We start from the raw sequence: 24,746 nt of genomic DNA on the forward strand, positions 1-24,746 counted from the left end.
TATATTTATGTTATTGTTTTGGCGGCAATATGGAAATTATCAATCTCATTTGATCTTTCGTTAATAACAAGGTCGTCCTCGCAGGAATCTGCTTGTATTCTATAATGGATGCCATTAAGTATAAATATTTCCTTGCCATCAATAACGTTTTTATCTGCTACTCTAAATAAAATATCGCATCCATATGACTTTCGTAGAACTATGTCACCAATTTTTACTCTATTCATAATGATCACTTAATATAAATTAGATTTACAGTATTATAATATGGTTTTATTATTTATATTGTGAAAAAATTATTGAAATTATTAAAATTAAAAAGGTATAATGAAATAGAATGATGAACGGAGGTAAGGTATATATGTTGACTGATATTCAAATAGCACAGCAATGTTCAATGCTGCCTATTACAAAGATTGCTGAAGAAATAGGGTTAACCGCTGAAGAAATCGAGTTGTATGGCAAATACAAGGCCAAGCTTACTGAAGATGTATGGAAAAGGCTTAAGAATAAAAAAGACGGAAAACTCGTGCTGGTAACTGCTATAAATCCTACTCCGGCTGGTGAAGGAAAAACTACAACGACAGTTGGCCTTGGACAGGCTATGAAAAAAATCGGGAAGAAGGCTATTATTGCACTGAGGGAACCATCCCTTGGACCTGTTATGGGTGTAAAGGGAGGAGCAGCAGGAGGAGGCTATGCCCAGGTAGTCCCAATGGAAGATATCAACCTTCACTTTACAGGGGACATGCATGCAATTACTGCTGCAAACAACCTTTTGTCGGCAGCTATTGACAACCATATACATCAAGGCAATTCTCTCGGCATAGATGTGAGACAAATTGTCTGGAAAAGAGCTCTTGATATGAATGACAGGGCACTTAGAGATGTAATTGTAGGACTTGGCGGTAAGGTCAACGGTTTTCCAAGGCAGGATGGCTTTGTAATAACTGTTGCATCTGAAATAATGGCAATACTATGCCTTGCATCAGATCTTATGGACCTTAAGGAACGCCTGGGAAGGATTATAATCGGTTATAATTACGGCGGGCAGCCTGTCACAGCAAAAGACCTAAACGTGGACGGGGCAATGACGCTGCTTTTAAAAGATGCTATTAAACCCAACCTAGTACAGACCCTGGAGAATACTCCCTGTCTAATGCATGGGGGACCATTTGCCAATATTGCACATGGATGCAACAGCATAATGGCAACCAAACTGGCCTTGAAGCTAGGAGATTATGTTATTACTGAAGCTGGATTTGGTGCTGATTTAGGTGCAGAAAAATTCCTTAATATAAAGTGCAGGTATGCAGGGTTAAAACCTGATGCAATTGTATTGGTAGCTACTATAAGGGCTTTGAAGTACAACGGCGGAGTAAAGAAGGATCAGCTTAAGGAGGAAAACCTGGAGGTACTAAAAAAAGGTTTTGTAAATTTGGAAAAGCATGTTGAGAACCTAAGAAAGTTTGGTGCCCCTGTTATGGTAGCTATTAACCATTTTGATACTGATTCCGATAGTGAGGTAGAATATGTAAGGAGTCAATGCCTTAAGTTGGGCGTCGAGGTTGCTTTCTCACAGGTGTTCGCAAAGGGCGGAGAAGGTGGTATGGAACTGGCTAAGAAGCTGGTAAAGTTAATTGAAAGTACGCCATCAGATTTTAAAATGCTCTATGATGACAAACTCCCGATAAAGGAAAAGGTTGACATCATAGTAAGGGAGATATACGGAGGAAAGGGTGTTGTTTACACCCAGTCAGCTGAAAAATCAATTAAAAAGATAGAAGATATGGGGCTTCACAAGCTGCCCATATGCATGGCAAAGACACAGTATTCATTATCGGACAACCCTGTTCTTTTAGGCAGACCTCAGGGCTTTGACGTAACAGTCAGGGAGGTAAGGATATCTGCAGGTGCCGGGTTTATTGTAGCTATTACAGGGGAAATAATGACTATGCCAGGGCTTCCCAAGACGCCAGCTGCTGAGAAGATAGATATAGATGAAAGCGGTAAAATAACAGGCTTGTTTTGATAGAATATAAAAAAGGTAAGACTCATTTAGAAATTTCTAAAAGGGGTCTTACCTTATTATACGGTAAAGAAACAGTTTGAAGTCTGGCTTCAATATAAGGACATAAAAAAAGACCTGTAATTTACAAGCCTTTTATAAATAAAGGGTAAGGTATGAGTATATGTAAAGAATTAAAAAAATGTATCGAATTTATCTATAAATTTATTGTGATATTCTATTTCATCAATTACTTCCTGAAGCTTTGACAGGTAGCTTTTTTCCGACCAACTGCGTTTGCTGTTATAGTATTTGTTTGCCACCCTCCAGAATTTCTGAGGAAACTGTAAAATAATCTTCAGCACTTCAAACTCTGATTTATCGATATTGTGAACTGACCGATACTTATCAAGTATTATCCTTGCTTCATTGTGATTCCACTTGCATTTTCGCATTTTTCTTCTAAGAAAGTTGGCAAGGTCATATACGCAAAGCTCAAAACAACAATAATCAAAGTTTATGGCAAAAGTTTTGTTGTCGCTGCAAATTATATTGTGGTATGTAAAATCATGATGGCATAGGGACCCTTCTCTTCTTGCCTTCTCAACAAGTTCACTGTATTTGGAGGCTTGAATTTGGTTTAAGCCGCTTTGACCCAGGTTATAAAAATAGTCGAAATGCTTAAGGTATAAATAATCAAATTTACTTCCTTCCTTTTTAGCAATATTCCTAAGTCTCTTAATGTCTTCCAACCGTTTTGTAAAATAAATAGGAAGCTTGCCCAGTTCATCTCTCGGAATGCATCCGGCAGGTTTTATAAAGCCTTTTGAGGCTTTATGCATTGAAGATAAAAGGATTGCAGCATTACTCACATCCCTTGCATCATCAAAATTACACTCCCTCCCATCATATTGATCGGATATCGTATAAACATTGTTATCAAATATCATGTAAGGCAAATTATCTGTTGTACAAAGGTACCTGTCAAGATTAGTAAAGTTATTTCCATAAAGATATTCCTTTGCTGCATGTATGAAAATAATCCTTTCCGGGGGTAGTTTAGTTTTTTTTATAAGCTTTTTGCCTTTAGATGTATTTAATATATGAGCATCTCTTAAAGGTGCTATATTTTTAACTGTAATGTTGTATTTAGAAGCTATTTCCCTTTCTATTTCAGTATCCAGCATTTTGTTTACAGCCTCCTTGGAAAAGATTATCGTTGATTGTTTATTATAGTTTAGGGTTTAATCATTTGGACTATCATCTAAATTATATGCATGCTGAATCAGAAGTAGAATTGATATTTTTTAAATTAAAATCAAAATATTTTATTTCAATATTTGAGTTTGTTTTTCTCAAAAATGCCTGAGAAAAAGTAAGCTGAATAGACTGACAGTATTGTAAGAAGAGGGAATGCATACCTGTCAAATGTCATGTAATAGCAATGTGCTATATTGAAATAAATAATAATTGATGCAGTTAAAAAGTGATGGCGAAAATTTTTAAATAAACAATATATAAGTACTGGAATCCCTAAAAGCAGTATATAATGCGTTCCTACAACAAAAACGGTGTTGATGCCCCAAAATGGCTTCCAGTAAAATGCACTATACCAAAGAAAAATAGTTTTCTTCACTGTGTACCAATTTAAATATCCCCAGAAATCCTTTTTAAACTCATTTTTCATTCGTGTTTTAGCAACATCAATTTCAATTTTGTTAGTTTCAAAAGCTGTTTTACCAAGCTTGTAATAGACAGTATTTTCAGGGGTTTGCTTATAGTCCACATATGTTCCTTGAAGCATTGGATTTCCGCTTGCTGCAGACAACGGAATGAATTCCCCATATTCTTTGTAGTTTCTTACCCACCAAGGAGTCATAAATAAGATAAATATAAATGAGAAGGCTATAAAAGGAGCGATAAGATTTTTGAATTTAATTTTCTTAAGGAGACAATAAATAAGAAGAAATACAGGGAAAAAAGCCAATGTTGGCCTACATAGGGTAGCTATAGTATATAATAATCCAAGGCCTGCAAATTTTATTTTGCTAGGGGCCTCCGCAAAGACAATCGATAAATAAATAAGAGATATTAAAAGAAATGCAAATAAGGTTTCAGTCAGGAAATAACCGGTAGTAATTATGTTAGGTATATAAAAGGCATAAAAAAAAGATGCAATAAAAGCTGCTTTAGTGTTAAAAAGCTTTTTAGTAGTAAGAAATATAATGAGTATCGATGCACAGCTGATAATTGCCTGAGCAACTCTAACAGCCTGCAAACCCAAAATACCATACCCTAATACCTTGAAGAAAGCAGCTAGAAATAAAGGATAAAGCGGCATAACAAATACCGTAGGTTCATTATAATTGTGAAATGTAAAGATACCTGACCTTATTAAAGCAACAGCACTTTTTATGTAGTTTAGATCATCGCTTGATAAAGTTAAGCGATTTTTGTATGTAAATATTAGGTAGAGCTTGATTATAAGCGATATAGATATTATCAGAAATAAAAATATATTTTGCCTGGAAAATAATTTACTAGCCTTCATTAACATTCCCCTTAACTTTTTATTATAAGGGTTTGTCGAATATATAAAAAATATTCAAAAATTTAGGCCATATATATTTTATTATTTCCTATATAATTGTAGATAAAAATATCGTTTTCAAATACCTTTTCAAGTCTAGAATTAAGATCAGTATCAAGTAAAATAGATTCTTTATTATTTTCTAGTACATTTTTAATAAATTTAATCTTCAAATCAGAGAGAGAAAAATAGAGATTAGCTGGAATTTTTCCATTGAAAACATGCTCCTGACAAATTTCGAGGAAATGAACTGCTTCTTTTAAAATAGTAATGCTTAAGTTCTCCATATCAATCATCCTTTTTTACATTTTTATGTTAAAGAAAATTCTTTAGCTTCATATAAGTTATTATTAATCTTTGATTGTCTATAATAAGGGCCAGATGCTTAAGAAGTTTCCTAGATGCTTCATAGATTCTTTAACATATTTATCATTTGAATAATTCATTAATCTTAATTCATAGACTATGTTAATATACATTTTCGGATATGTCAATATATGGCAATGTAAAACATGTATATTAATAGTAAATTAAGATTAATACAATTATAAAAATTGGATAAAATATTAAAAGTAAAGAAGCTTTAGTGCCACCAGGAGAAGCATTCCAGGAATGCCTAGGAACCCTACAAGTGCTGCAGAAAAAATATTTAAGGGAATGGTAAAACCAAAAGTTTTCCCTATAAAATTAATTGCAACAAGCAATATTGCCCCTAATAAACAGTTATATACCAGCTTTAAAATTATTTTTAAAGGTACTAAAAAAATCCTTCCTATAAAAAATAAAAAAATAATACCTACCATATAAGCTAAAATCATTTCATAGCTCAAGTCCAAAGGAGTCACCTCCTGAATCCTAAACGGGTGTTGTCCACTGATACAATTTTATTCCGGAGATAATTAAAATATGCCATATAAATTTTAATTGATAAGAACAGAGAGAGAAATTATTTCCTGGACAATAACATAAAAAGATTAAAAAAGATTGCACAGTCAGCACCGTAAAGTGGAGGACAAATTAATATACTAATACCTTATGTTTTTTTGATGCTGACTGCTTAAATTAAAAAAGCAAAGTTTATCGGGTCAGTGCATACTGCTATATATCGAAAAAAAGGATTTATGCAAACTGGGGAGTATTTCTAAAAAGGTAAATCAAAATCCTCTGATACTGAATAAAAGTTGCCAGTGCTGTCCAGTTGACTGGAGGGATTATCATATACAGTGTCTACAATTGTATTTGAATCTTTCTTGCTGTCTGCAAAAAATACCTCATCTGCTACTATTTCAGTGATGTAATGCCTTTTACCGTCAGCATCATCCCAGCTTCTTGTCTGCAATCTTCCAATTAAAGCAACTTGTTGGCCTTTCTTGAAATAATTATTGCAAAACTCAGCGGTTTTTTCCCAGCATACTATTGGGAAAAAGTCAGCCTGTTGCTCTTCACCTTGCCTTGAAAATCTTCTGTTCACAGCAATTTTGAAATTGCAAACGGATTTGTTCGAGGGAGTGTATCTCAACTCCGGATCATGTGTTAATCTGCCTAAAAGCACTACTTTGTTCATAAAACCAACCTACTTTCGTAAATATTACATTTTTATTATACCAAACACATGTTCGGCTGTCAATTAATTTCAACTATTTTTTGGACAATTTTTTGTTGATTTATTTACATAAGTATCAACAATGTATATATAAATTCATAAGATAAAGTAAAGAATAAAGAAAATAAGCACAGTAAAGAAATACAGCTACTATGGAAGGAGGGGAAATTAGTGATAGGAAGCATAGCGTGTATAATAAGCCTGGTGATACTTTATCTCACAATAAAATTGTGCAAAAACTCACAAAAATCTATAAGCTTTAACTACATAGACTTTGAAAAAAACATAGATGAAATTATAAATAGCAGGTTTTCAACTGTATTGGAAAGATCCGTTCCTAAAGGAGAGGGCGACAGTAATCTTGGGCTGGATTATATTCCTTTTCTTCTTGAAAATACAGGCAGGAGAAAACGCAAATTTAAAAAAAGAGCCGATAAGCTTCTTATATTATTCACAGTTCTAGGAGCTATCTTTGCTCTAGTTATTATTACTTATGGGTATATTGTTATTGACAGCAGTTTTGTCAAAGATGATGCGGATACTATAAAATACATGCAGGAATATTTGGGTGATAATGAGGAGGTAAGAGATATTATTCAAAACGATAAGGGCATTAAAAAATTTATTGATGACTTTAAAAGTCAAATGAAAAATAAAGATACTTCATTGGAAGTTATTAAAATAATATCAATAGGATTAATGCTGGCCGGCTTTTTTATAGGAATTTTAAAATATTTTTTCAATATATACATTTCAAACTTTAACCAGATGCTGATGGCTGATAAGGAAGAAATGCAGATAAGAAAGTATTATGTGGCTTATAAAGGCTCAAAAACAGACGAGGAGAGGAAAGCAGCAGTTCTTAGATTTCTTGAGCCAACCATTTCCCAGGAAAACAATGGTCATTAAAATATAAGCCAGGTATGAGCTTGCTCATCCCGGCACATATTTATGTATCATCAAATCTTGCCTTCAATAAATCCAACAAGTTCTTGATTGAACTTTTCCTGCTGATCATAAAACAGAAAATGACCACATGATTCAATAGGCACGAGTTTGGAGTTTTTAATTCCGTTTTTTTGAGCCGTTGCCAAGGGATAAAGGCATACCTTATCATTAAGTCCATGGAGAATCAGAGTGGGTACATGAATTTTTTCCAAATCCCTAAATAAACCTTCATCTTCCAGCCAGGTATTGGCAATAGCTGCTGTAGCCCAACTTGAAGCCTGAAGCCCTAATAAGTAAATCCATTCGGATAGGGCAGGGGTAGCGTAATTATGTAGGATCATATTACCAAAGCTTTTAATCATGTTAGGCCGATCATGATATGTACCTTGAATTATATCTAATACCGCCTGCTTTGGCAAACCATATGGAAAATATGGACGCTGAATTAGGCTAGGGGCGGCAGCTGCAAAAAGAGCCAGTTTGGAAACACCGTAGCCGCTATGCCTGGACATGTATCGGATAACTATCGCTCCGCCCGTTGAGTGCCCGGCAAGAACAATGCTTTTTAGTTGAAGTGTGTCTATGACATATCGAACATCATCGGATAGTCTGTTATAATCATAGCCATGCCATGGTTTAGCCGATAGGCCAAAGCCCCTGATATCCATACCGATGCATCGGTAGCCCAGTTTTGGCAGTTGATTAAATTGGTATTCAAACAAATTGTGATTTCCAGGCCATCCATGCAGAAACAAAATGGTTTTTCTGCCTTTTGGGTTAATGTCCTCCACAAAAATATTTACATTAGGTTCTACATTAATATAATATCCCACAATCATACCTCATTCGCTTCAGCATTCTTTACAATATACGAATTTTAATGCGGAAAGGGTACTTTTAAATGAGATATTTTCAAATTATATTGTAGCAAAGCAATAGGTATACTATAATATATTATAAGAGAACAAGTTATCCTAGATATATAAGATACTCCCCAAATTATAAGCTCCCACCCGGGAGCTGTTTTTCTCAATGTCTATAAATTATGGTGCATACGGCACCACAACTTCTCACGTATACATAATCTATACCAATTTAGTCACAAAAACACTGTGGGTTATGAAGGTAAAGTAAAATTTCTAAATTTAGTGCGAATTAAAAGACAAAAAATAGAAGCCAGATTCTTATTCCAAATATGTATGAGACTTATAAGATTCTGGCTTTTATTTTTCTATGCATGACAAACAGAAGCATGTCTTATATAATAATTATGAAACTAAAAAATTTTGGGGGAAGAACTTTGGGAAGCAACTTGAAACGAATTAACGAAGTTTTTAGTGACTATAAAGCAGAGGGCAATATAAGTACAGCCACTGTAGAGGCTGTAGTTTTGAAGAAGAAAAGTAAAATTCTAGAGATGAAAATCAGCTCTGATAAATATATTGATGTAAAAGAAATTACAGGGCTTAATACATTTATAAAGAAAAGATTTTCTATAAATGATTCAGAAATTACTGTAGAATATGCTTCGGGAACAAATAAAAAGCCCATAGAGATGGAACTCAGGAATATAGTATTTTCTATTTCAGACAAACATCCTATTTTGAAAGCAGTTATAAAAGATACTGAATTCGAAGTAATAAATAATATTATAAATTTTAATTTTAATATTATGGTATCAGACCTTCTAACATCCATGGGCTGTGATAAAAAAATAAGTAAAGCCATAAAAAATCTGTATGGCACAGAGTATAAAATAAATTTTATTGATAAAGTAGGCAGTGAAGAACTAAAAAAGCTGCAAGAAGATACTCGTGAAAAGGAAATGCAGCTTGTGAGGGAACAAGCCAAGGCTGCACAAAGCAATAATGCCCCTGAATCGCCTAAAGTAACTGCACAAACAAAGCAGGAGCAAAATACCCAAAATGATGAAAAGAAAGAAAATACACCTTTGATATTAGGTAGAAATGACAAAATTAAGGAAACTGTAATTAAAATTACTGACATTATACCTGATGAAGGTAGGGTAGCTATATCAGGTGAAATATCCAATATTGAATCAAAGGAATTAAAAAGCGGAAAAACCCTGATTTCTTTTGCTTTATACGATGGTTCCAGCTCAATAACTTGCAAGGCTTTCATTAAGCCAGGCGAAGACGGAGAGGTGTTATCAAGGCTCAAAAAGGCCAAAGGGGTCAAACTTGCCGGAAATGCAAGCTATAGCACATTTTCGGGGGAAACTGAGTTTATTGCCAATACCATAATAGAAACAGATGGTATAAAAAAGGCTAAGAGACAGGATAATTCCCAGATTAAGAGGGTAGAACTGCACATGCATACACAGATGAGTCAGATGGATGCGACATCAAGTGCATCTGATTTAATAAAAAGAGCCATGAGCTGGGGGATGAAATCTATCGCTATCACCGATCATGGGGTGGTGCAGGCCTTTCCTGATGCACATAAACTTTTAGGTAGAAACAACCCCAACATGAAGGTTATATATGGGGTGGAGGCCTACTTGGCACCGGACAAAAAGCCTTCTGTAACAAACACTAAAGGACAGAGTATTGATGATACCTATTGTGTGTTGGATTTGGAAACTACAGGTTTTTCACCATTAACAGAAAAAATTACTGAAATAGGCATTATGAAACTTAAGGATGGAAAGGTTATAGATCAGTTCAGCTGCTTTGTAAATCCTCAAAAACCCATTCCAGCCAGAGTTGTGGAGGTTACCGGTATAACCGATTACATGGTACAGGATGCAGAAACTATAGAAAAGGTATTTCCTAAAATTTTGGAGTTTATTGACGGAAGCATTTTGGTGGCACATAATGCTAATTTTGATATTGGTTTCTTAAAACATAATGCCAAGGTTTTAGGCTACAATTTCGATTTTACATATTTGGACACATTATCCTTGGCTAAAGAGCTTTTCCCTGATTATAAAACTTATAAATTGGGACGAATAGCTAAAAATCTTGGAATTAAGGTTGAAGTTGCACATAGGGCCTTGGATGATGTGGATACTACTGTTAAGGTATTTAACATTATGCTTGAAAAGTTAAAGGAAAGAGGCGTAAAAACTCTTGAAGATATTAATAGATTCAGTTCCGATGAGGAAGCTAAAAAGGTAGAGTATAAAAAAGTTAATACTTACCACGCCATAATATTGGCAAAGGATTATGTGGGGTTAAAGAATTTATACAAATTGGTATCTTATTCTCACTTGGATTATTTTTATAAAAAACCACGAATACTAAAAAGCCTTTTTAAAAAATACTCTGAAGGCTTGATCTTGGGAAGTGCCTGTAGCGAAGGTGAGCTGTTTCAGGCGGTTTTACATGGAAAATCAGATGAAGAAATTGAAACTATTGCAGAAGAATACGACTATTTGGAGATCCAACCTTTAGGTAATAATGATTATTTATTACGAAAAGAGGAGGTTCCGGACAAGGAATATCTTAAGGAGATCAACAGAAAAATTGTGCTTCTTGGTGAGAAATTAAATAAGCCTGTTGTTGCTACGGGAGATGTTCATTTCTTAGATCCTGAGGATGAGATATACAGGCGTATACTTGAAGCCGGTCAGGGATATGATGATGCGGATAACCAGGCACCCTTATATTTAAAAACTACCGAGGAGATGCTTGAGGAGTTTTCGTATTTAGGAGAGGAAAAGGCCTATGAGGTGGTAGTTACAAACACCAATAAGATAGCCGATATGTGTGAACAGATAAGCCCTATTTCCCCCGAGAAATGTCCTCCCCATATTGAAGGCTGCGAGCAGACTATTAAGGACATTACTTTTGATAGGGCTCATGAGCTTTATGGAGACCCGCTGCCTGAAATTGTCCAGGTAAGGCTTGATAAGGAACTTGATTCTATCATAAAGAACGGCTTCTCCGTTATGTATATAATTGCTCAAAAGCTGGTGTGGAAATCAAATGAGGACGGCTATTTGGTAGGTTCGAGAGGTTCTGTCGGGTCCTCTGTAGTTGCATATATGACCGGTATTACAGAAGTAAATGCCTTACCGCCCCATTATGTTTGCCCAGGCTGCAAATATTCCGATTTCACAGATTACGGCTATAATAACGGATTTGACCTACCAGATAAGCTTTGTCCGGTTTGCGGGGAAAAGCTTGCCAAGGATGGAATCGACATACCGTTTGAAACATTCCTGGGCTTTGATGGAGATAAGGAGCCTGATATAGACTTGAACTTTTCCGGAGAATATCAGGCAAAAGCACATAAATATACTGAAGTTATATTTGGAAAGGGTACTACCTTTAAGGCAGGAACTGTAGGTACCATAGCTGAAAAAACAGCCTTTGGCTATGTAAAGAAGTATTATGAGGAAAGGAATATCCGTATAAATAAAGCAGAAATTGAAAGAATTTCAAAAGGTTGTACGGGAATAAAAAGAACCACAGGACAGCACCCAGGCGGTATAATAGTTGTGCCCAAGGGACGTGAAATTTTTGAATTTTGTCCGGTTCAGCACCCAGCGGATGATCCTGATTCAGACATTATAACAACACATTTTGACTATCACTCAATAGACCAGAACCTATTGAAGCTGGACATATTGGGGCATGATGACCCTACAATGATCAGAATGCTTCAGGATATCACCGGAGTGGACCCTAAAACCATACCAATGGATGATAAGAAGACAATGTCTTTATTTTCATCAACAGAAGCCTTGGGTGTTACTCCGGAACAGATCAATTCCAAGGTAGGAACATTTGGTGTGCCTGAATTCGGTACCAAATTTGTAAGGGGAATGCTACTGGATACATTGCCAAAACAATTTGCAGACCTTATATGTATATCAGGTCTTTCTCATGGCACTGATGTGTGGCTTGGAAACGCCAAGGACTTGATTGATGCCGGTACAGTTACTTTAAGTGAGGCAGTGTGTACAAGGGATGATATTATGGTGTATCTCATGAAAAAAGGTCTTCCGCCAAGTGCTGCCTTTAAGATAATGGAGACGGTTCGTAAGGGAAAGGCCTTGAAGGAGCCAAAATGGCCTGAATACGAAACTCTCATGAGAGAAAACAGCGTACCTGAATGGTATATAGAATCCTGCAGAAAGATAAAATATATGTTTCCTAAGGCCCATGCTGCGGCTTATATTATGATGGCCTTCAGAATAGCCTGGTTTAAGGTACATATACCCTTGGCTTATTATGCAGCCTATTTTTCCATAAGAGCAAAAGCATTCGATGCGGAATTTATGATAAATGGAAAAGAAGTAGTTAGGCAAAAGATGAAGGAAATTGAAATGCAAGGTAATCAGGCTGCCAATAAGGACAAGGATATGTATGATGATTTGGAACTGGTTTTGGAGATGTATGAAAGAGGCTATAAATTCCTGCCTATTGATCTATATAAATCTCATTCAACAAATTTCCTTATAGAGGATGGCAGCATAAGGCCGCCATTTAACAGTATATCAGGTATGGGAAATGTCGCGGCAGAGGGTATATACGCAGCTGTCAAGGAAGGAGGCTCCTTTATTTCTGTTGATGATTTAAAGGTGCGTGCTAAAGTAGGAAATTCAACCATAGAATCTCTGGAAAAGTTTGGGTGTCTAAAAGGGCTTCCGAAAAGCAATCAATTGAGTTTCTTTGATATGATGTGATTGATAAAAATCTGAGTAAAAGGCTATATTATAGTTAAATGCTGTAGAATATGGAGAGAGAAATGAAGACATTGGAGAAAATCAAATTATTAACCGTATTTTTATTAATTATTGCATTAAGTAGTGGATGTAGTATAGGGAAAGAGAACAACACACCAATAGAAAATTCCAAAGTAAACCAAAGTTCCGATGCCGATAAAGAGCTGTCGAAAGCTGCTAATCAAGTATCGGAACCAAAAACGGAAAATGCTAATAGCGGTGTATTGTTAGGTTTAAGCACTGGTGGAAATGACGCAAACAATGGAATAAGCTCATATAGAACGCTATGGATTGCTCCTAAAGATAATACGATAAGTTTAGTCGCAGAGGGTAAAAAGATCCTTGTACCCTATGGCCAAGAGTGGTGGTTTATCGAGGGAATAAAGTTTAATGACAGTAAAAAATCTGAGTATGCATCAGACCCTGATGAATTAGATACTGTGTCCATTAACGACTTAAATTCGTATCCTGCTGCAAAGGGCAGCCCAACTGATGGAAATATTAATAAGTATGCCCAACAGTTGCTTTCTCAAAATAAGGCGGCCAGCGAAAATAGGAAATTACTGTTTGTAGGAGACAAATATGCAGCTATAGCTTCGGATTACTACTATAACACAGGCGGGACAATGCGTCCTTATTTAAAAGATGTGTACGTTGTTGAGATTAATAATATTAATAGGAATTATGAAAATTTAAACCCGGAAGATAACTTAATTTTAAGTAGTAAGGATGAAAGCAAAATAAAAAAAGTTTCAATACTTCAAGTGTTGGGAAACCAAGTTCAGCAATATATAAGTAAATATAAAAATGAGAATATAAGTGAAGATGAACAATCTTTATATGGTAACTCGCCGGAAGTTAAAAATGTTACTGATGAATATGGTTGGTCAATAGTAAGAAGAAATGGTATGTGGTCACCCCAGTTAGCTAAAAAGTGGGTGTTCAGTAATTGGTCTACTTTTTCGTATAATTTAACTCTTGCAGATTTACCAATAAATGTACCAAAGTCAGTTGTTACCTATAACAAACTTACTCCAGGTTGGGAAACAATCAGAAAAGCAGTTCCAGGTGCTGTGGATGCAGTGTCATCACCTGCAAAAGATATGTTGGTTGTTTTTACTCAAGATAATTTATTGGTTTATACTAACCCGCTTAAAGGTATTGCAAAGCCTATTCTAACTATCAAACTGAATAAAAACGAGCACATTATTATGACTCATTGGGCAACAGGTAAATATGTTGATAAATGGACCCAGGAAGTAAGGAAATATTTAAAATAGGGTGACGAAATTAGTATACCTAATTAGTGAAAAACAAAAAAATCAGGCGTACTAATTTATATGAATAAGGTGTAAGAAGGCATAAAGATCCAATATTTCATTTTAAAATGTGTCAAAATGGTCTATAATATATACATAAGGTACAAAAAGGGCATAAAAGGGGTGAAAAGGTATGTGTAAGCTTCAGTCAAGTGACATTTTTAAACCAGGTACATTTCCGGAATATACATATATATCCAGATTGTCTTCAGAACTAAACTATAGCTATGAAATTAGACTACAACAAGCATTAAATACATCAGGTTATTTAACATCAATTATAGGACCTTCTAAAACTGGTAAGACTGTCTTATGTGAAAAAGTTATTGGTCAAGACAAAATTGTATCATTGACAGGAAATGACTTTAAGAATTCAAATGATTTTTGGAGTGTAGTAGCGAAAAGAGCAGAGATAGCACTTGAGGGTGAACAGACAGAAATGGACACTTACGAATCTCATAACCAAATAAATAATACTATAAGAAGGTCAGTAACCTTTAAGGAAAAGTATTTATCGAGCAAGGAAGCGATAATAAATTATTTTAAAGGGAATAATTTAGTCTTAGTGCTAGATGATTTTCATTATGCACCGACAGAATTACAATTTGACATAGCATATCAATTAAAAGATGCTATAAGAAAAGAATTTAAAGTTGTAATCATATCCTTACCTCATAGAGCTGATGATGCCATTAGAAAAAATCCCGATTTAAGTGGAAGACTAAGTTTAATTAATATAGAACCTTGGCAGACACACGAGCTTAGGGAAATTGCAATTACAGGATTTAATAAGCTTAATATAGACATATCGGATGCTTTTGCAGAAAGGCTGGCAGTAGAAAGTCTTACATCGCCACAATTAATGCAATCTATATGTTTAAGCTTATCAACGATTCAAAATATAGACTTAGATAGTAATATAAAGTCAATAGAGGATGAGTCGATAATAGATAATAGCTGTAAATTTAATGCACTTAACCTAAACTACAAGGATGTAATTAAAAAATTAAAAGAGGGGCCGTCAACAAGAGGGCAGCAAAGGAAGACTTATGAGATAATGAATGGCCAAAAAGTCGACATTTATAGTTTTATATTAAGAGCAATAGCTGAAAACCCGCCAATAATCAGTATTCACCTTGAAGAATTAAAAAATAGAGTAGATAAATTAATTAATAGCACAGTTAATAGAATAGACAAGAATAAAATAAGAGATTCATTGGGAAAACTCCAAGACATTGTAAATGATAGTGAGCCAATATATCAAGTCTTCGAGTGGAAGGATAATCAGATTTATGTCCTTGACCCATTGTTTTTATTCTACTTAAGGTGGGGAAAATATTAATTTTGGAGGGGTGTATGAAGAATAGTTCACGAGGTAATGATAAAATGATTGGTTTCATAGATCAACAAATTCAAAAGGGAAATGCTATTCTTATTGAATATAGCAAATCCAGCGATATAATGATGTTTAAAGACAGTTTTGATAGTTGGAAAAGTGAGACTCTACTCAAACTTAACAATTTGAGTCATGGACAGGACATACTTAATGATTTTGCAAGGACAACACTAATACCGAATAATAGATTTTCTAAGAAAAATATGGGCGATGAATTAAGGGATGCTGTTAGGAAGGGAATAGTTCTATTAGGTTATTTAAAGGCAAATATAGAGGAATATCAAGATAATAAGGTTGAAATTAATTCAATTGATAGAAACACAGCAATAATTATAATAAAGAGAATTCTAGCCAATTTTAATAAGCATATTCAAGCTATGTATCAAGATAAGCTACATAGAAGTGGCACTATAAAGAGGGAGGATCTTGGGAAGATAAGCATAGGAAATGAATATGATGTTCAAAGAATATTATATTCATTGCTAAGACCAATTTTTCCTCATGCAAGAAAAGAAGTGTATGGCGATGCTGGGTATAGCTCAAATAGATATGATATTTACCTTGATGAATATAATATTGTTATAGAAGTTAAATGTACAAGGGAGAATATGACTGAAAGAAAGCTTTCCGAGGAACTAGGTTCAGATGCATTTCATTATAAACAGGAGTATATATTTTTATTTATATTTGATAAAGTAGGGGTAATACAGAATTCAGATGCGTTTATTAAAGGATATAGAAGAGATAAAAGTCAGTTTGGTAAAGATGTGGAAGCTGTTGTAGTACAAGAAGTAATATTGTAGGTAAATGTTAATAGATTCTTAACATGATTATATTATCTTATAAACCTTTGGAAGCAATCACCTAATGACTTACTTATTACTTAGCACATCTGATTAGGCAAAAAACACTAAAAAATCAGGTGTTCCTAAATGTAGCATAATGAAAAAGCCAGATATCTCAAGAACCTTGAAATATCTGGCTTTTGCCATTTGGCGGAGAGAGTGGGATTCGAACCCACGGAACGCTCACACGTTCTCCTGATTTCGAGTCAGGTGCCTTCGACCAGCTCAACCATCTCTCCATTAGCATAAAGTTTAATCGTACATTATTATATGTTACAATATCACCCATGCTATGTCAATATAGTAAATTTTGTTTAATAGGTACTATCAGAGTTCATCCTTGATTCCAAACACAAAAATAAATAGTTGGGCTAGTGAAAGAATACCTGCTGCCATATAAATAACCCAATACCCATGGCTGTAACCAATTAGCCATCCGCTGGCAAGAATTCCTATGCTTGTGCCTACGTTTATAAGAAGGAGCCTTAATCCTGAGAAGGAGCCTTTTTCTTCAATCGGTACTTTAGCCAGGACCGGACCGTCAATCAGGCCCGCCATTACACACTGCATCATTTCGGTAATGATTACCAGTACAAGGTAAACATTGCCTGAAGTTAAGGCCATGATAAAATATAGGAAGCTGAGAAGTATAATAACATTAGTGTTTACATTTAATCTGTTAAACCTCTGTGCAATAATCGGTACTAAAAAAATTGCAACTCCTGATGTCAGTTTCATTAGGCCTAATATAAATCCGGTAAACTCGTATGAAATACTTATAAAGTCCATGAATATAAGATTTAGCATGGAATATGCAAGAAAGTAACTGCTGTATCCTAGAAATTCATACAGAAGGTAAAATATAATGAATTTTCTTTTAGGCAGGTACAATTTTAAAGTGGAGGGGTTTCCCTTTAAATGCCCTGGCAGAACTAATCGTAATGATGCTGCTGCACCTGTTATTAATGTGCTGATAATTATTAACCCACTGTAGGAGTTCATATGTTTAAACAATGCTCCTGAAGCTATACTTCCGAAAAAAGGTGATAGCATTGTAATAGAAAAGAGCAGAGTATATGCTGTGTTTCTGGATTTTTCCGGCACCAAAGATGTTATGTAGGGGTAGATACATACCATTATGAGGCAATCACCAAGTCCGTTTAGCACCCTGCCTGTGTATAGAATAGAATATGAGGCCGCAGCAGCAGTGATGAGCATGGATAAAATTTTTATGGCACACCCTGTGAGCATGCTTATTTTGTATCCTGCCCTATCGCAAAAGTATCCGCTAAATATTGCAAACAAGGCAGTGGAAAACGTACCAACGGAAACTATTTTGCCAATCTCCGCTGACCCCATGCCCTTTGATGATAGAAAAAAGTTTAAGTTCAGATTCCAGATACCCATACCAAAGCCCATGATCAGCTCTGATATAAGAAAGAATTTAACTATATTCGGTAATTTTATAATTTGATTAATGTAGTCTTTCATAATTTGCCTCCTTAAAAACAAAAATAAAAAAAGGAAATAGGTCTGTAAAACCTTTTCCTTTTTTGCAAGTTTTATGATAAACTTTAATATCCTATTTTGAAAAAGTAGTTTTCAAACTCATTAACTATCCCCTATGCAATTGATCTGACAACCTGAAAAAAGGCAGAATACCCCTTCAGTCAGGCTCAAATCAGTTGTGAGGATAACATAACGGTTCATTTTAGGCCACTTCCTCCTTTGTTGTTAATCCTTATATAACCATTATAAATTGAATCGGTAGTCATGTAAATACTTGCCATGAAATCTCTATTGCGAAACACAAATTTTAAAAGCTATATATTAAAAAAAAGCTGATCTTTTATGTAAAGGCCTAATTTATCGGCTTTATTGTACCATCACTGTTATACATTAATTCTGTATACATAACAGACCTCTTGTGATCAACACCTGATAAAGAAGCATCATGATAAAACAAATACCATTTACCTTTAAATTCAACAATAGAATGGTGTGTGGTCCAACCCTTTACAGGGTTAAGTATTCTGCCCTTATAGGTAAATGGCCCTTTGGGATTCTTGCTCATAGCATAGACAATATAATGTGTTGTCCCCGTTGAATATGAGAGATAATAATTGTCGTTATATTTATGAACCCATGCACCTTCAAAAAATCTTCTGTCTTCATCGCTTGCAAGTAGGGGGGTTCCGCTCTCGTCGACTATTGCAATCTCCTGTGGGGTATCTTTAAAGGACAGCATATCATCGCTTAGTTCAGCTATCACCGGTCCAAGTGCAGGTTCCGATCCTGAAGGTGCTTTCGCATTTATATCATATTTGCCTGACTTCCATCTTTCCAACTGACCGCCCCATATACCGCCAAAATAAATGTACGATTTATTGTCGGTGTCTGAAAATACTGCAGGGTCCATGCTAAAGCTTCCCTTGATATAATCTTTCTCAGCTTTGAATGGGCCGGTTGGGCTGGTACTTGTAGCAACCCCGATTCTAAAAATATCTTCCTTGTCTTTTGCAGGGAAATACAAGTAGTATGTATTGTTTTTATAAGCGGCATCAGGAGCCCACATTTGCCTTTTAGCCCATGGAACATCTTTTAAATGCAGAGCCTCACCATTATCTGCACAAGCAGAGTTAAAATCGCTTATTGAAAGAACATGATAATCCTCCATTGCATACTGGCTGCCGTCGTTATCCGGCTGTATACCGCTATCGATGTCATGGGACGGGTAGATATAAAGCTTATCATTGAATACATGTGCAGAAGGATCGGCAAAGAAGATGTCTGTGAATAAAGGTTTGTTTGGTTCAAGGACTTTTTGTTGTTGAGTTTGCACCTGGTCAGTATTCTCTGCTTCATTTACAGTTGCAGTAGTGGCAGGGGTGTTGGAATTATTTGAGCAGGAACTTACAGAAATTGCTAACATTGATAACAAAACAGCTACAATTACTCTCTTTGAAATATTCATTTTTTGCCCCCTTGAAATTTTATAGATTTTAATTTAGATGTGCAGTTTCAAAATAACAAAGGAATTTTGAAACCGTTATATTATTTATTATAGTTTATCAGCAGGATTAAGTAAAGACCATAGTGCAACTGGGGTTTTGTGGATATCTAGGAAATTGGTTGTTTAGCTTATCCAGGTCATTCCGGAGCTCTCAAGTTTCCATTCTCCGCCTTCAAATGTAACCTTGCTTTTAACCCCAACAGCTCCTAAACCTGATTTATACTTATAACCTTCGATTATTACATTTTTTTTGTCTATAACATCTATTTTGCTGATATTTAATAGTATACCATCAAGGCAATTTAGCTCACTATTAACCATGCCCATATCTACCAGCTTATCGTATGAAGCATCTAATGCCTTTACATTGTACTTACTGTTAAAGTGCTTCAGTATATCACTCTTTTCGGAGCTATTGATGTATCTTAATTTTGAACCGTCGATTGCTATGTATTTCATTCCGGAATTTAATCCGTCATCTACAGGCATCATTGAATCGAGAGAGATGATGTAAATGTCCTTTAAGAAGCCGCTTTTTACTATAAACTCCTTTGCTGTGTATTGATCATACCAGCCCCTGCCTGTGCTCCATTTCTTTTCCTTTGGGTCTTCATCAAGAATTTTTGAACATGCAATAGCCATGATATATTCTTTAAGCCCATTGTCATTAGATTCTCTGAACTTATCAAGCATGCACCTAAGTCCTGCATCTTTTTGCTGTATCAAATACTCGAAGTCCTTATTGTCTTTAATAATATCATATGGGTTTGATGAAGCCGATTTTATGTTTAAAATGGATTGAATTTTTTGATCTATTTCTTTTTTTACAATTTCATAATTTTGGGCATTCTCAATATTTTCCGTGTCTTTTACTATATTGCCTATAAGTGCTGCACTTTCTGCTTTTTTAGCCTCAGTGGCAGCTGCATATGTATTTATGTTTGAAGTTCCCTGTGAGGCTTTGCTGCGACTGGACGGATTTTGTCCAAGCTGGAGATGTATTAGAAGTCCTGCTGCGGCAATAAATATTAATGAAACTGATATTACTATGTGCTTCTTCAAGTCTGGCACTCCCTCTCTGTATTTAACTATGGGTTTTATCCATGTTATTAGACGACATTACTCCAATTTGGTTCCATTTTCCTTATTAAGGTATGAGGTTAATCATATTTTAAAAAAATATATGAAATTAAGCAGTAATCAAACCGCTGCAAAAAGCCGAAATTAATATATATAGGCTTATTCGGAGGGTGTTTGTTATGATGTGTAATAATAAATCTTTTAAATATATTATAAAACCGGGAGTACTAATTATATTTGCCATGTGGATTTTCATTCTGGGTAATAATACAACTTATGCAGCCTTTGGAGTAAGGGCGGTTGTATCTGCAATGAATCCGGATACAGAGATTAACCTGGATTGGGATTTGGTCAATGGAGCCATGTATTATAAAGTATTCAGGAACAGTGGGGCTGAGGATGTTTTAATTAAAACCGTTGATGTAAATAGCGACAGGTATTTTACCAGCTTTTCGGATGCGGTAACTGATGGAGCAAATCTTGTTCCTGAAACCTCATATACTTACACGGTTAGAGCATATTCAGATCAGGAAATGCTTAACGAGATAGCAGCAGCTTCTGCCACAATTACAACAAGCCAAATGCTAAAGCCTTCCAATATCGCTTCAAGCTATGATATCAACTCAAATCAGATAACTCTTAAATGGAAGAACAATTCCAAAGCTCTCGCCGGAAGCAGTGTTAAACGGGTTGGAGGGGCCGGCACCCTTTCATCAGTCGCAGGAGGTGTAAGTACCTGCACCTTTAATGATCCTGATATGGTTAAAAATCAGGAGAATCAGTATACCGTAGTTTCAACGGATTCAAACGGGCACACCTCCCAAGAGGGGGATGCTGCAAGTATTATTCCTATTGATCCGCCTGTTATAACAGCCTCTGTAAATAATGGAACAGTGCTTATATCATGGGGAGGCTATGGCTATATACAAAATTTTGAGTTGCAAAGGTCAAGGTATACATCATCCTGGGATGCCTGGCAGACTCTTTCCATACAACTTACACCAGGAATTACATCTACAAACGATGTGCTTCCGGCAGCAGGTGTTTACAGATACAGACTGGCGGCAAAAAGCATAAGCCAATATACAGGATATAGCAATATATCCCAGTCTATTGTAAAACCTGCGGCACCGAAAGACCTTACGGGACAGTTTTCCAGCAATACCAGTGTCAGCTTAAGTTGGACAAATGATGTTGGAAATGACTCGCTGCTAAAGATTGAAAAAAGGGTGGGAAGCGGGAGCTATGCAGAAATTGCAATGCTTCCAAAGGATTCAGCATCTTATACCGATACATTTAGTGTTGATCTGAATCAAGATTACTATTATAGAATTATAGCATTCGATTCTGATAATAATAAAGACGTGGGCAGTGAGTATCGCATAACTGCCGCTCTACCGTCAGCACCTATGTCTCTTTCGTTGTATACCTTATCAGATACCCGGATTAATCTTAGCTGGACCGACACATCGGCAAATGAAACAGGATTTATAATTGAAAGGAAAACAGGAACCGGGGGCTTTGTGCAATTGGGTACGACAGCTGCCAATTCTACAACATATGAGGATAATGCCGTATCTAGCAGCAATACCTACACATACAGGGTATGGGCTAACAATCATTTGGGAAAGTCTGTTTTGGCGTCAAACGAGGTTTCAGTTGCACCAAACTCAGTAAAGGCACCGAATTTTCTGGAAGCGGCTGTAATGTCCTCAACTGCAGTAAGGCTCACATGGACCTATGCAGCTTCCAATAGCTATACCACTGTTATAGAGAGAAAGGCAGGGGCATCGGGTTCATGGGTAAGGTTATATGATGCAGCTCCCAATATTTTAAGTTATAGTGACAGCACAGTACAGCCAAACACTCGCTATTTTTACAGGATTAGGGCAAAAACAGGGCAATATGTTTATTCAAATGCATATCCTGCTGATGATACGGGAAAAGAGGCTTATACGGTGTTTTCTCCCCTAAATCTGAGCCTTGTAAACTCCTCTAGGATAGATCTTGCCTGGACTGATTTTGTCTCAGGCGAAGTGGGGTTTGCTGTAGAGCGGAAGATTGATTCCGGGAGCTTTGAGCAGATAAGTGTTGTTGAAGCCAATAAGGCAAGTTATACGGACTTTACTGTTACAAACGGGCATGTTTATACTTATAGGATACTTCTAATGAATTCCGCGACAAATCTTACGATCTACACCAATGAGGTTTCCACTACTATAAATACTATTATCAGGCCCCTTTCGCTGGATGTTGACGTGATTTCCCCTTCTCAAATTAACCTTTCATGGTCTCTTTCTGCTCCCGGCAGCCACAAAACCGTCATAGAGAGGAAGACATGGGATACAGGTACGTGGGAGGAAATCGGAACTGTTGAAGGTAAATTGAGTTATGAAAACACCAATTTAAACAGCAACACCCAGTATTTTTACAGGGTGAAGGTTTATTATTCCTCTAATGTTTATTCCCAAGCCTATCCAAATGATGATGCCGGTATCGGTAAATACACCAGAATTATTTCACCGTCAAACCTGATTGGGACTGCGATTTCATCCACTCAGATAAATCTCTCTTGGTATACAAATTCAAGTGATGCTTATTTTGTCATTGAAAGAAGAACTAAGAATGGAAGCTACTATGAGGCTGGAAAGACAGGGGTGAATGCAACATCATGGTCAGATATCAACCTTATTCCCAATTTAAAGTACACATACAGGATAAAGGCAAAAACATTGTATAATGAGTCGGCTTATTCGGAGGAAGTATCATTAATGTGTACCAATCTGGCTGCACCTTCAGGGCTTATGGCTCAGGCTGCAGGTCAGGAGGGGATCTATATAAGCTGGGTTGACAATACCTTAAATGAAACGGGATTTGAAATTTGGAGGCTTGTTGACGGAATGTCCGAGTGGGAACTTCTTGTAGCACTGGAAGCCAACTCAAGGATATTTAGCGACACTGGCCTAATAGAAGGGAAAAAGTATACATATATGGTAAGGGCATATCTTGGATCTGATGGTATATATTCACCCTACTCAGCCACGGCGTCTGCAATAGCAAGTATACCGGCAGCCCCCGACAATTTTACATATTCGGCTGTAAGTTCTTCCTCTGTTAAGCTTACATGGAGGGACAACTCAAACAATGAGAGCGGCTTTAAGGTGGAAAGGAAGGATAACTCTACAGGAAACTGGACCGAAATCGCAGCTCTTCAGCAAAATGTAACCAGCCACACTGTAAGCGGCTTAAACAGCAGTACATCATATACCTACAGAATTAAGGCCTTTAACACAACTAACAACAGCTTCTCATACAGTACAGAGCTTACAGTATCTTTAAGAAAGCCGGAGGTGCCTTCAGGTATTGTGCTTTCATCACTTTCATCAGCGGAAATAAGGATTGCCTGGAGTGATAACTCCATTTCCGAAACAGGTTTTGCAATTGAAAGGAAGAAAAACGGCGGTGAGTTTGCAGAAATAGTTAAAGTGCCTGCAAATACTGTCAGTTATATTGATAAAGGACTAAGCCCTAACCAGCAATATTTTTACAGGGTGAGGGCATATAACGGAAGTGGATACAGCAGTTACAGTGATTCCAAATCCGTATCCACCAAAAAAAGTGCCGGATACAAGGATCTGAGCAGTGTAAGCTGGGCCAAGTCGGCAATAGAAAGTCTTTCGGGAAGGGGCATAATAAAGGGGAAGACCAGTAACCAGTTCTATCCCAATGACAAAATAACTAGGGCAGAATTTGTTGTAATTCTGATGAGGATATTTAAGCCTGATGAGATGGTTGCAGGATCATTTGCCGATGTAAACGGAAGACACTGGTTTTATAAGGAAGTGCTGACTGCAAAGAGTCTTGGAATAATATCCGGAAGCTCAAACAACTACTTTTATCCCAATAGGCCAATAACAAGAGAGGATGCTGCTGTAATGATTGCAAGAACTCTTATGGCTGTGGATAAACCTGCAGCAGGCAGCAAGACCGACGTTCTGAAGGGGTTTAAAGATTTATCCAAAGTTTCGTCCTACGCATTGCCAAGCATTGCCTCTCTATATAGTGAAAAAATAATTACAGGCAAGGAACCTGATGTTTTGGCACCGAAGGCTAATACCACACGGGCAGAGGCTGCTGTGCTTCTTAGCAGGATTGTGGATAGATAGAAAAGTGTTCCTGACAGCATTAAAATATCTGCCAAGAACACTTTAACAAGAACATTTTGACAAGTTTATCAAAAAAAGCTGTG

The 24,746-nt window shown here is 36.2% G+C and carries 17 protein-coding genes and 1 tRNA gene; 7 read left to right on the plus strand and 11 right to left on the minus strand.

Translation table 11 applies throughout. The features are described 5' to 3' along the window. Positions 1-5: 5 nt before the first annotated feature. Positions 6-227, minus strand: coding sequence for a sporulation peptidase YabG (locus VIO64_RS21905; RefSeq protein ID WP_331921879.1), 222 nt, complete (start codon positions 225-227; stop codon positions 6-8). 134 nt (positions 228-361) lie between these two features. Between VIO64_RS21905 and VIO64_RS21910 the strand changes: the two genes are divergently transcribed. Continuing rightward, a complete protein-coding gene (locus VIO64_RS21910) occupies positions 362-2,032 on the plus strand; it encodes a formate--tetrahydrofolate ligase (RefSeq protein ID WP_331921880.1) in 1,671 nt (556 codons plus the stop codon). A 170-nt stretch (positions 2,033-2,202) separates the two neighbouring features. Here the strand turns inward: VIO64_RS21910 and VIO64_RS21915 are convergent, their stop codons facing one another. The 5 genes from VIO64_RS21915 to VIO64_RS21935 all read right to left on the minus strand — a co-directional run bounded on the left by VIO64_RS21915 (position 2,203) and on the right by VIO64_RS21935 (position 6,162). Beyond that, a complete protein-coding gene (locus tag VIO64_RS21915; RefSeq protein ID WP_331921881.1) occupies positions 2,203-3,195 on the minus strand; it encodes a CotS family spore coat protein in 993 nt (330 codons plus the stop codon). A 146-nt stretch (positions 3,196-3,341) separates the two neighbouring features. Continuing rightward, positions 3,342-4,559, minus strand: a complete 1,218-nt coding sequence (locus VIO64_RS21920) for a glycosyltransferase family 39 protein (protein ID WP_331921882.1) — start codon at positions 4,557-4,559, stop codon at positions 3,342-3,344. 62 nt (positions 4,560-4,621) lie between these two features. Further along, positions 4,622-4,885: a hypothetical protein gene (locus VIO64_RS21925; protein WP_331921883.1), complete on the minus strand. Its 264-nt coding sequence runs from the start codon at positions 4,883-4,885 to the stop codon at positions 4,622-4,624. Between the two features lie 279 nt (positions 4,886-5,164). Continuing rightward, a complete protein-coding gene (locus tag VIO64_RS21930; RefSeq protein ID WP_331921884.1) occupies positions 5,165-5,434 on the minus strand; it encodes a pro-sigmaK processing inhibitor BofA family protein in 270 nt (89 codons plus the stop codon). A 305-nt stretch (positions 5,435-5,739) separates the two neighbouring features. Continuing rightward, on the minus strand, positions 5,740-6,162 hold the full coding sequence (locus VIO64_RS21935; RefSeq protein ID WP_331921885.1) for a single-stranded DNA-binding protein: 423 nt from the start codon (positions 6,160-6,162) through the stop codon (positions 5,740-5,742). Between the two features lie 210 nt (positions 6,163-6,372). Here VIO64_RS21935 and VIO64_RS21940 point away from each other — a divergent pair, with 210 nt between their 5' ends. Then, entirely contained in the window at positions 6,373-7,110 is a 738-nt protein-coding gene (locus tag VIO64_RS21940) for a hypothetical protein (protein WP_331921886.1), read from the plus strand. Positions 7,111-7,160: 50 nt separating this feature from the next. Here VIO64_RS21940 and VIO64_RS21945 read toward each other — a convergent pair whose 3' ends face one another. After that, positions 7,161-7,982, minus strand: coding sequence for an alpha/beta hydrolase (locus VIO64_RS21945; RefSeq protein WP_331921887.1), 822 nt, complete (start codon positions 7,980-7,982; stop codon positions 7,161-7,163). A 479-nt stretch (positions 7,983-8,461) separates the two neighbouring features. Between VIO64_RS21945 and polC the strand changes: the two genes are divergently transcribed. The 4 genes from polC (at position 8,462) to VIO64_RS21965 (ending at position 16,362) form a co-directional block, all read left to right on the plus strand. Next, the gene (gene polC / locus VIO64_RS21950) at positions 8,462-12,805 is read left to right on the plus strand and encodes a DNA polymerase III subunit alpha (protein ID WP_331921928.1); all 4,344 of its coding nucleotides are present in this window, start codon (positions 8,462-8,464) and stop codon (positions 12,803-12,805) included. Positions 12,806-12,876: 71 nt separating this feature from the next. Then, positions 12,877-14,124 (plus strand): hypothetical protein, encoded by a 1,248-nt coding sequence (locus VIO64_RS21955; protein WP_331921888.1) that lies wholly within the window; start codon positions 12,877-12,879, stop codon positions 14,122-14,124. Positions 14,125-14,296: 172 nt separating this feature from the next. Beyond that, on the plus strand, positions 14,297-15,505 hold the full coding sequence (locus VIO64_RS21960) for an ATP-binding protein (protein ID WP_331921889.1): 1,209 nt from the start codon (positions 14,297-14,299) through the stop codon (positions 15,503-15,505). A gap of 14 nt (positions 15,506-15,519) precedes the next feature. Beyond that, complete coding sequence (locus VIO64_RS21965) at positions 15,520-16,362, plus strand: hypothetical protein (RefSeq protein ID WP_331921890.1); 843 nt, start codon at positions 15,520-15,522, stop codon at positions 16,360-16,362. 190 nt (positions 16,363-16,552) lie between these two features. On the opposite strand, the gene VIO64_RS21970 is transcribed toward VIO64_RS21965, so the two are convergent. From VIO64_RS21970 to VIO64_RS21985, 4 genes are all read right to left on the minus strand, one after another. Next, a tRNA-Ser gene (locus VIO64_RS21970) sits at positions 16,553-16,643 on the minus strand. Positions 16,644-16,731: 88 nt separating this feature from the next. Next, a complete protein-coding gene (locus tag VIO64_RS21975) occupies positions 16,732-17,895 on the minus strand; it encodes an MFS transporter (RefSeq protein WP_331921891.1) in 1,164 nt (387 codons plus the stop codon). Positions 17,896-18,265: 370 nt separating this feature from the next. Continuing rightward, positions 18,266-19,378: a glycoside hydrolase family 43 protein gene (locus VIO64_RS21980; protein ID WP_331921892.1), complete on the minus strand. Its 1,113-nt coding sequence runs from the start codon at positions 19,376-19,378 to the stop codon at positions 18,266-18,268. Positions 19,379-19,540: 162 nt separating this feature from the next. Then, a complete protein-coding gene (locus VIO64_RS21985) occupies positions 19,541-20,479 on the minus strand; it encodes a hypothetical protein (RefSeq protein ID WP_331921893.1) in 939 nt (312 codons plus the stop codon). 197 nt (positions 20,480-20,676) lie between these two features. Between VIO64_RS21985 and VIO64_RS21990 the strand changes: the two genes are divergently transcribed. Beyond that, entirely contained in the window at positions 20,677-24,663 is a 3,987-nt protein-coding gene (locus VIO64_RS21990) for an S-layer homology domain-containing protein (protein WP_331921894.1), read from the plus strand. Positions 24,664-24,746: the final 83 nt, after the last annotated feature.

It is taken from the genome of Pseudobacteroides sp., assembly GCF_036567765.1.
Lineage (GTDB): Bacteria > Bacillota > Clostridia > Acetivibrionales > DSM-2933 > Pseudobacteroides.

Bases quoted from the DNA above. Each gene is read 5' to 3' on its own strand.
- VIO64_RS21905 (WP_331921879.1), bottom strand. From the start codon at position 227: ATGAATAGAGTAAAAATTGGTGACATAGTTCTACGAAAGTCATATGGA.
- VIO64_RS21910 (WP_331921880.1), top strand. From the start codon at position 362: ATGTTGACTGATATTCAAATAGCACAGCAATGTTCAATGCTGCCTATT.
- VIO64_RS21915 (WP_331921881.1), bottom strand. From the start codon at position 3,195: ATGCTGGATACTGAAATAGAAAGGGAAATAGCTTCTAAATACAACATT.
- VIO64_RS21920 (WP_331921882.1), bottom strand. From the start codon at position 4,559: ATGAAGGCTAGTAAATTATTTTCCAGGCAAAATATATTTTTATTTCTG.
- VIO64_RS21925 (WP_331921883.1), bottom strand. From the start codon at position 4,885: ATGGAGAACTTAAGCATTACTATTTTAAAAGAAGCAGTTCATTTCCTC.
- VIO64_RS21935 (WP_331921885.1), bottom strand. From the start codon at position 6,162: ATGAACAAAGTAGTGCTTTTAGGCAGATTAACACATGATCCGGAGTTG.
- VIO64_RS21960 (WP_331921889.1), top strand. From the start codon at position 14,297: ATGTGTAAGCTTCAGTCAAGTGACATTTTTAAACCAGGTACATTTCCG.
- VIO64_RS21965 (WP_331921890.1), top strand. From the start codon at position 15,520: ATGAAGAATAGTTCACGAGGTAATGATAAAATGATTGGTTTCATAGAT.
- VIO64_RS21975 (WP_331921891.1), bottom strand. From the start codon at position 17,895: ATGAAAGACTACATTAATCAAATTATAAAATTACCGAATATAGTTAAA.
- VIO64_RS21980 (WP_331921892.1), bottom strand. From the start codon at position 19,378: ATGAATATTTCAAAGAGAGTAATTGTAGCTGTTTTGTTATCAATGTTA.
- VIO64_RS21990 (WP_331921894.1), top strand. From the start codon at position 20,677: ATGATGTGTAATAATAAATCTTTTAAATATATTATAAAACCGGGAGTA.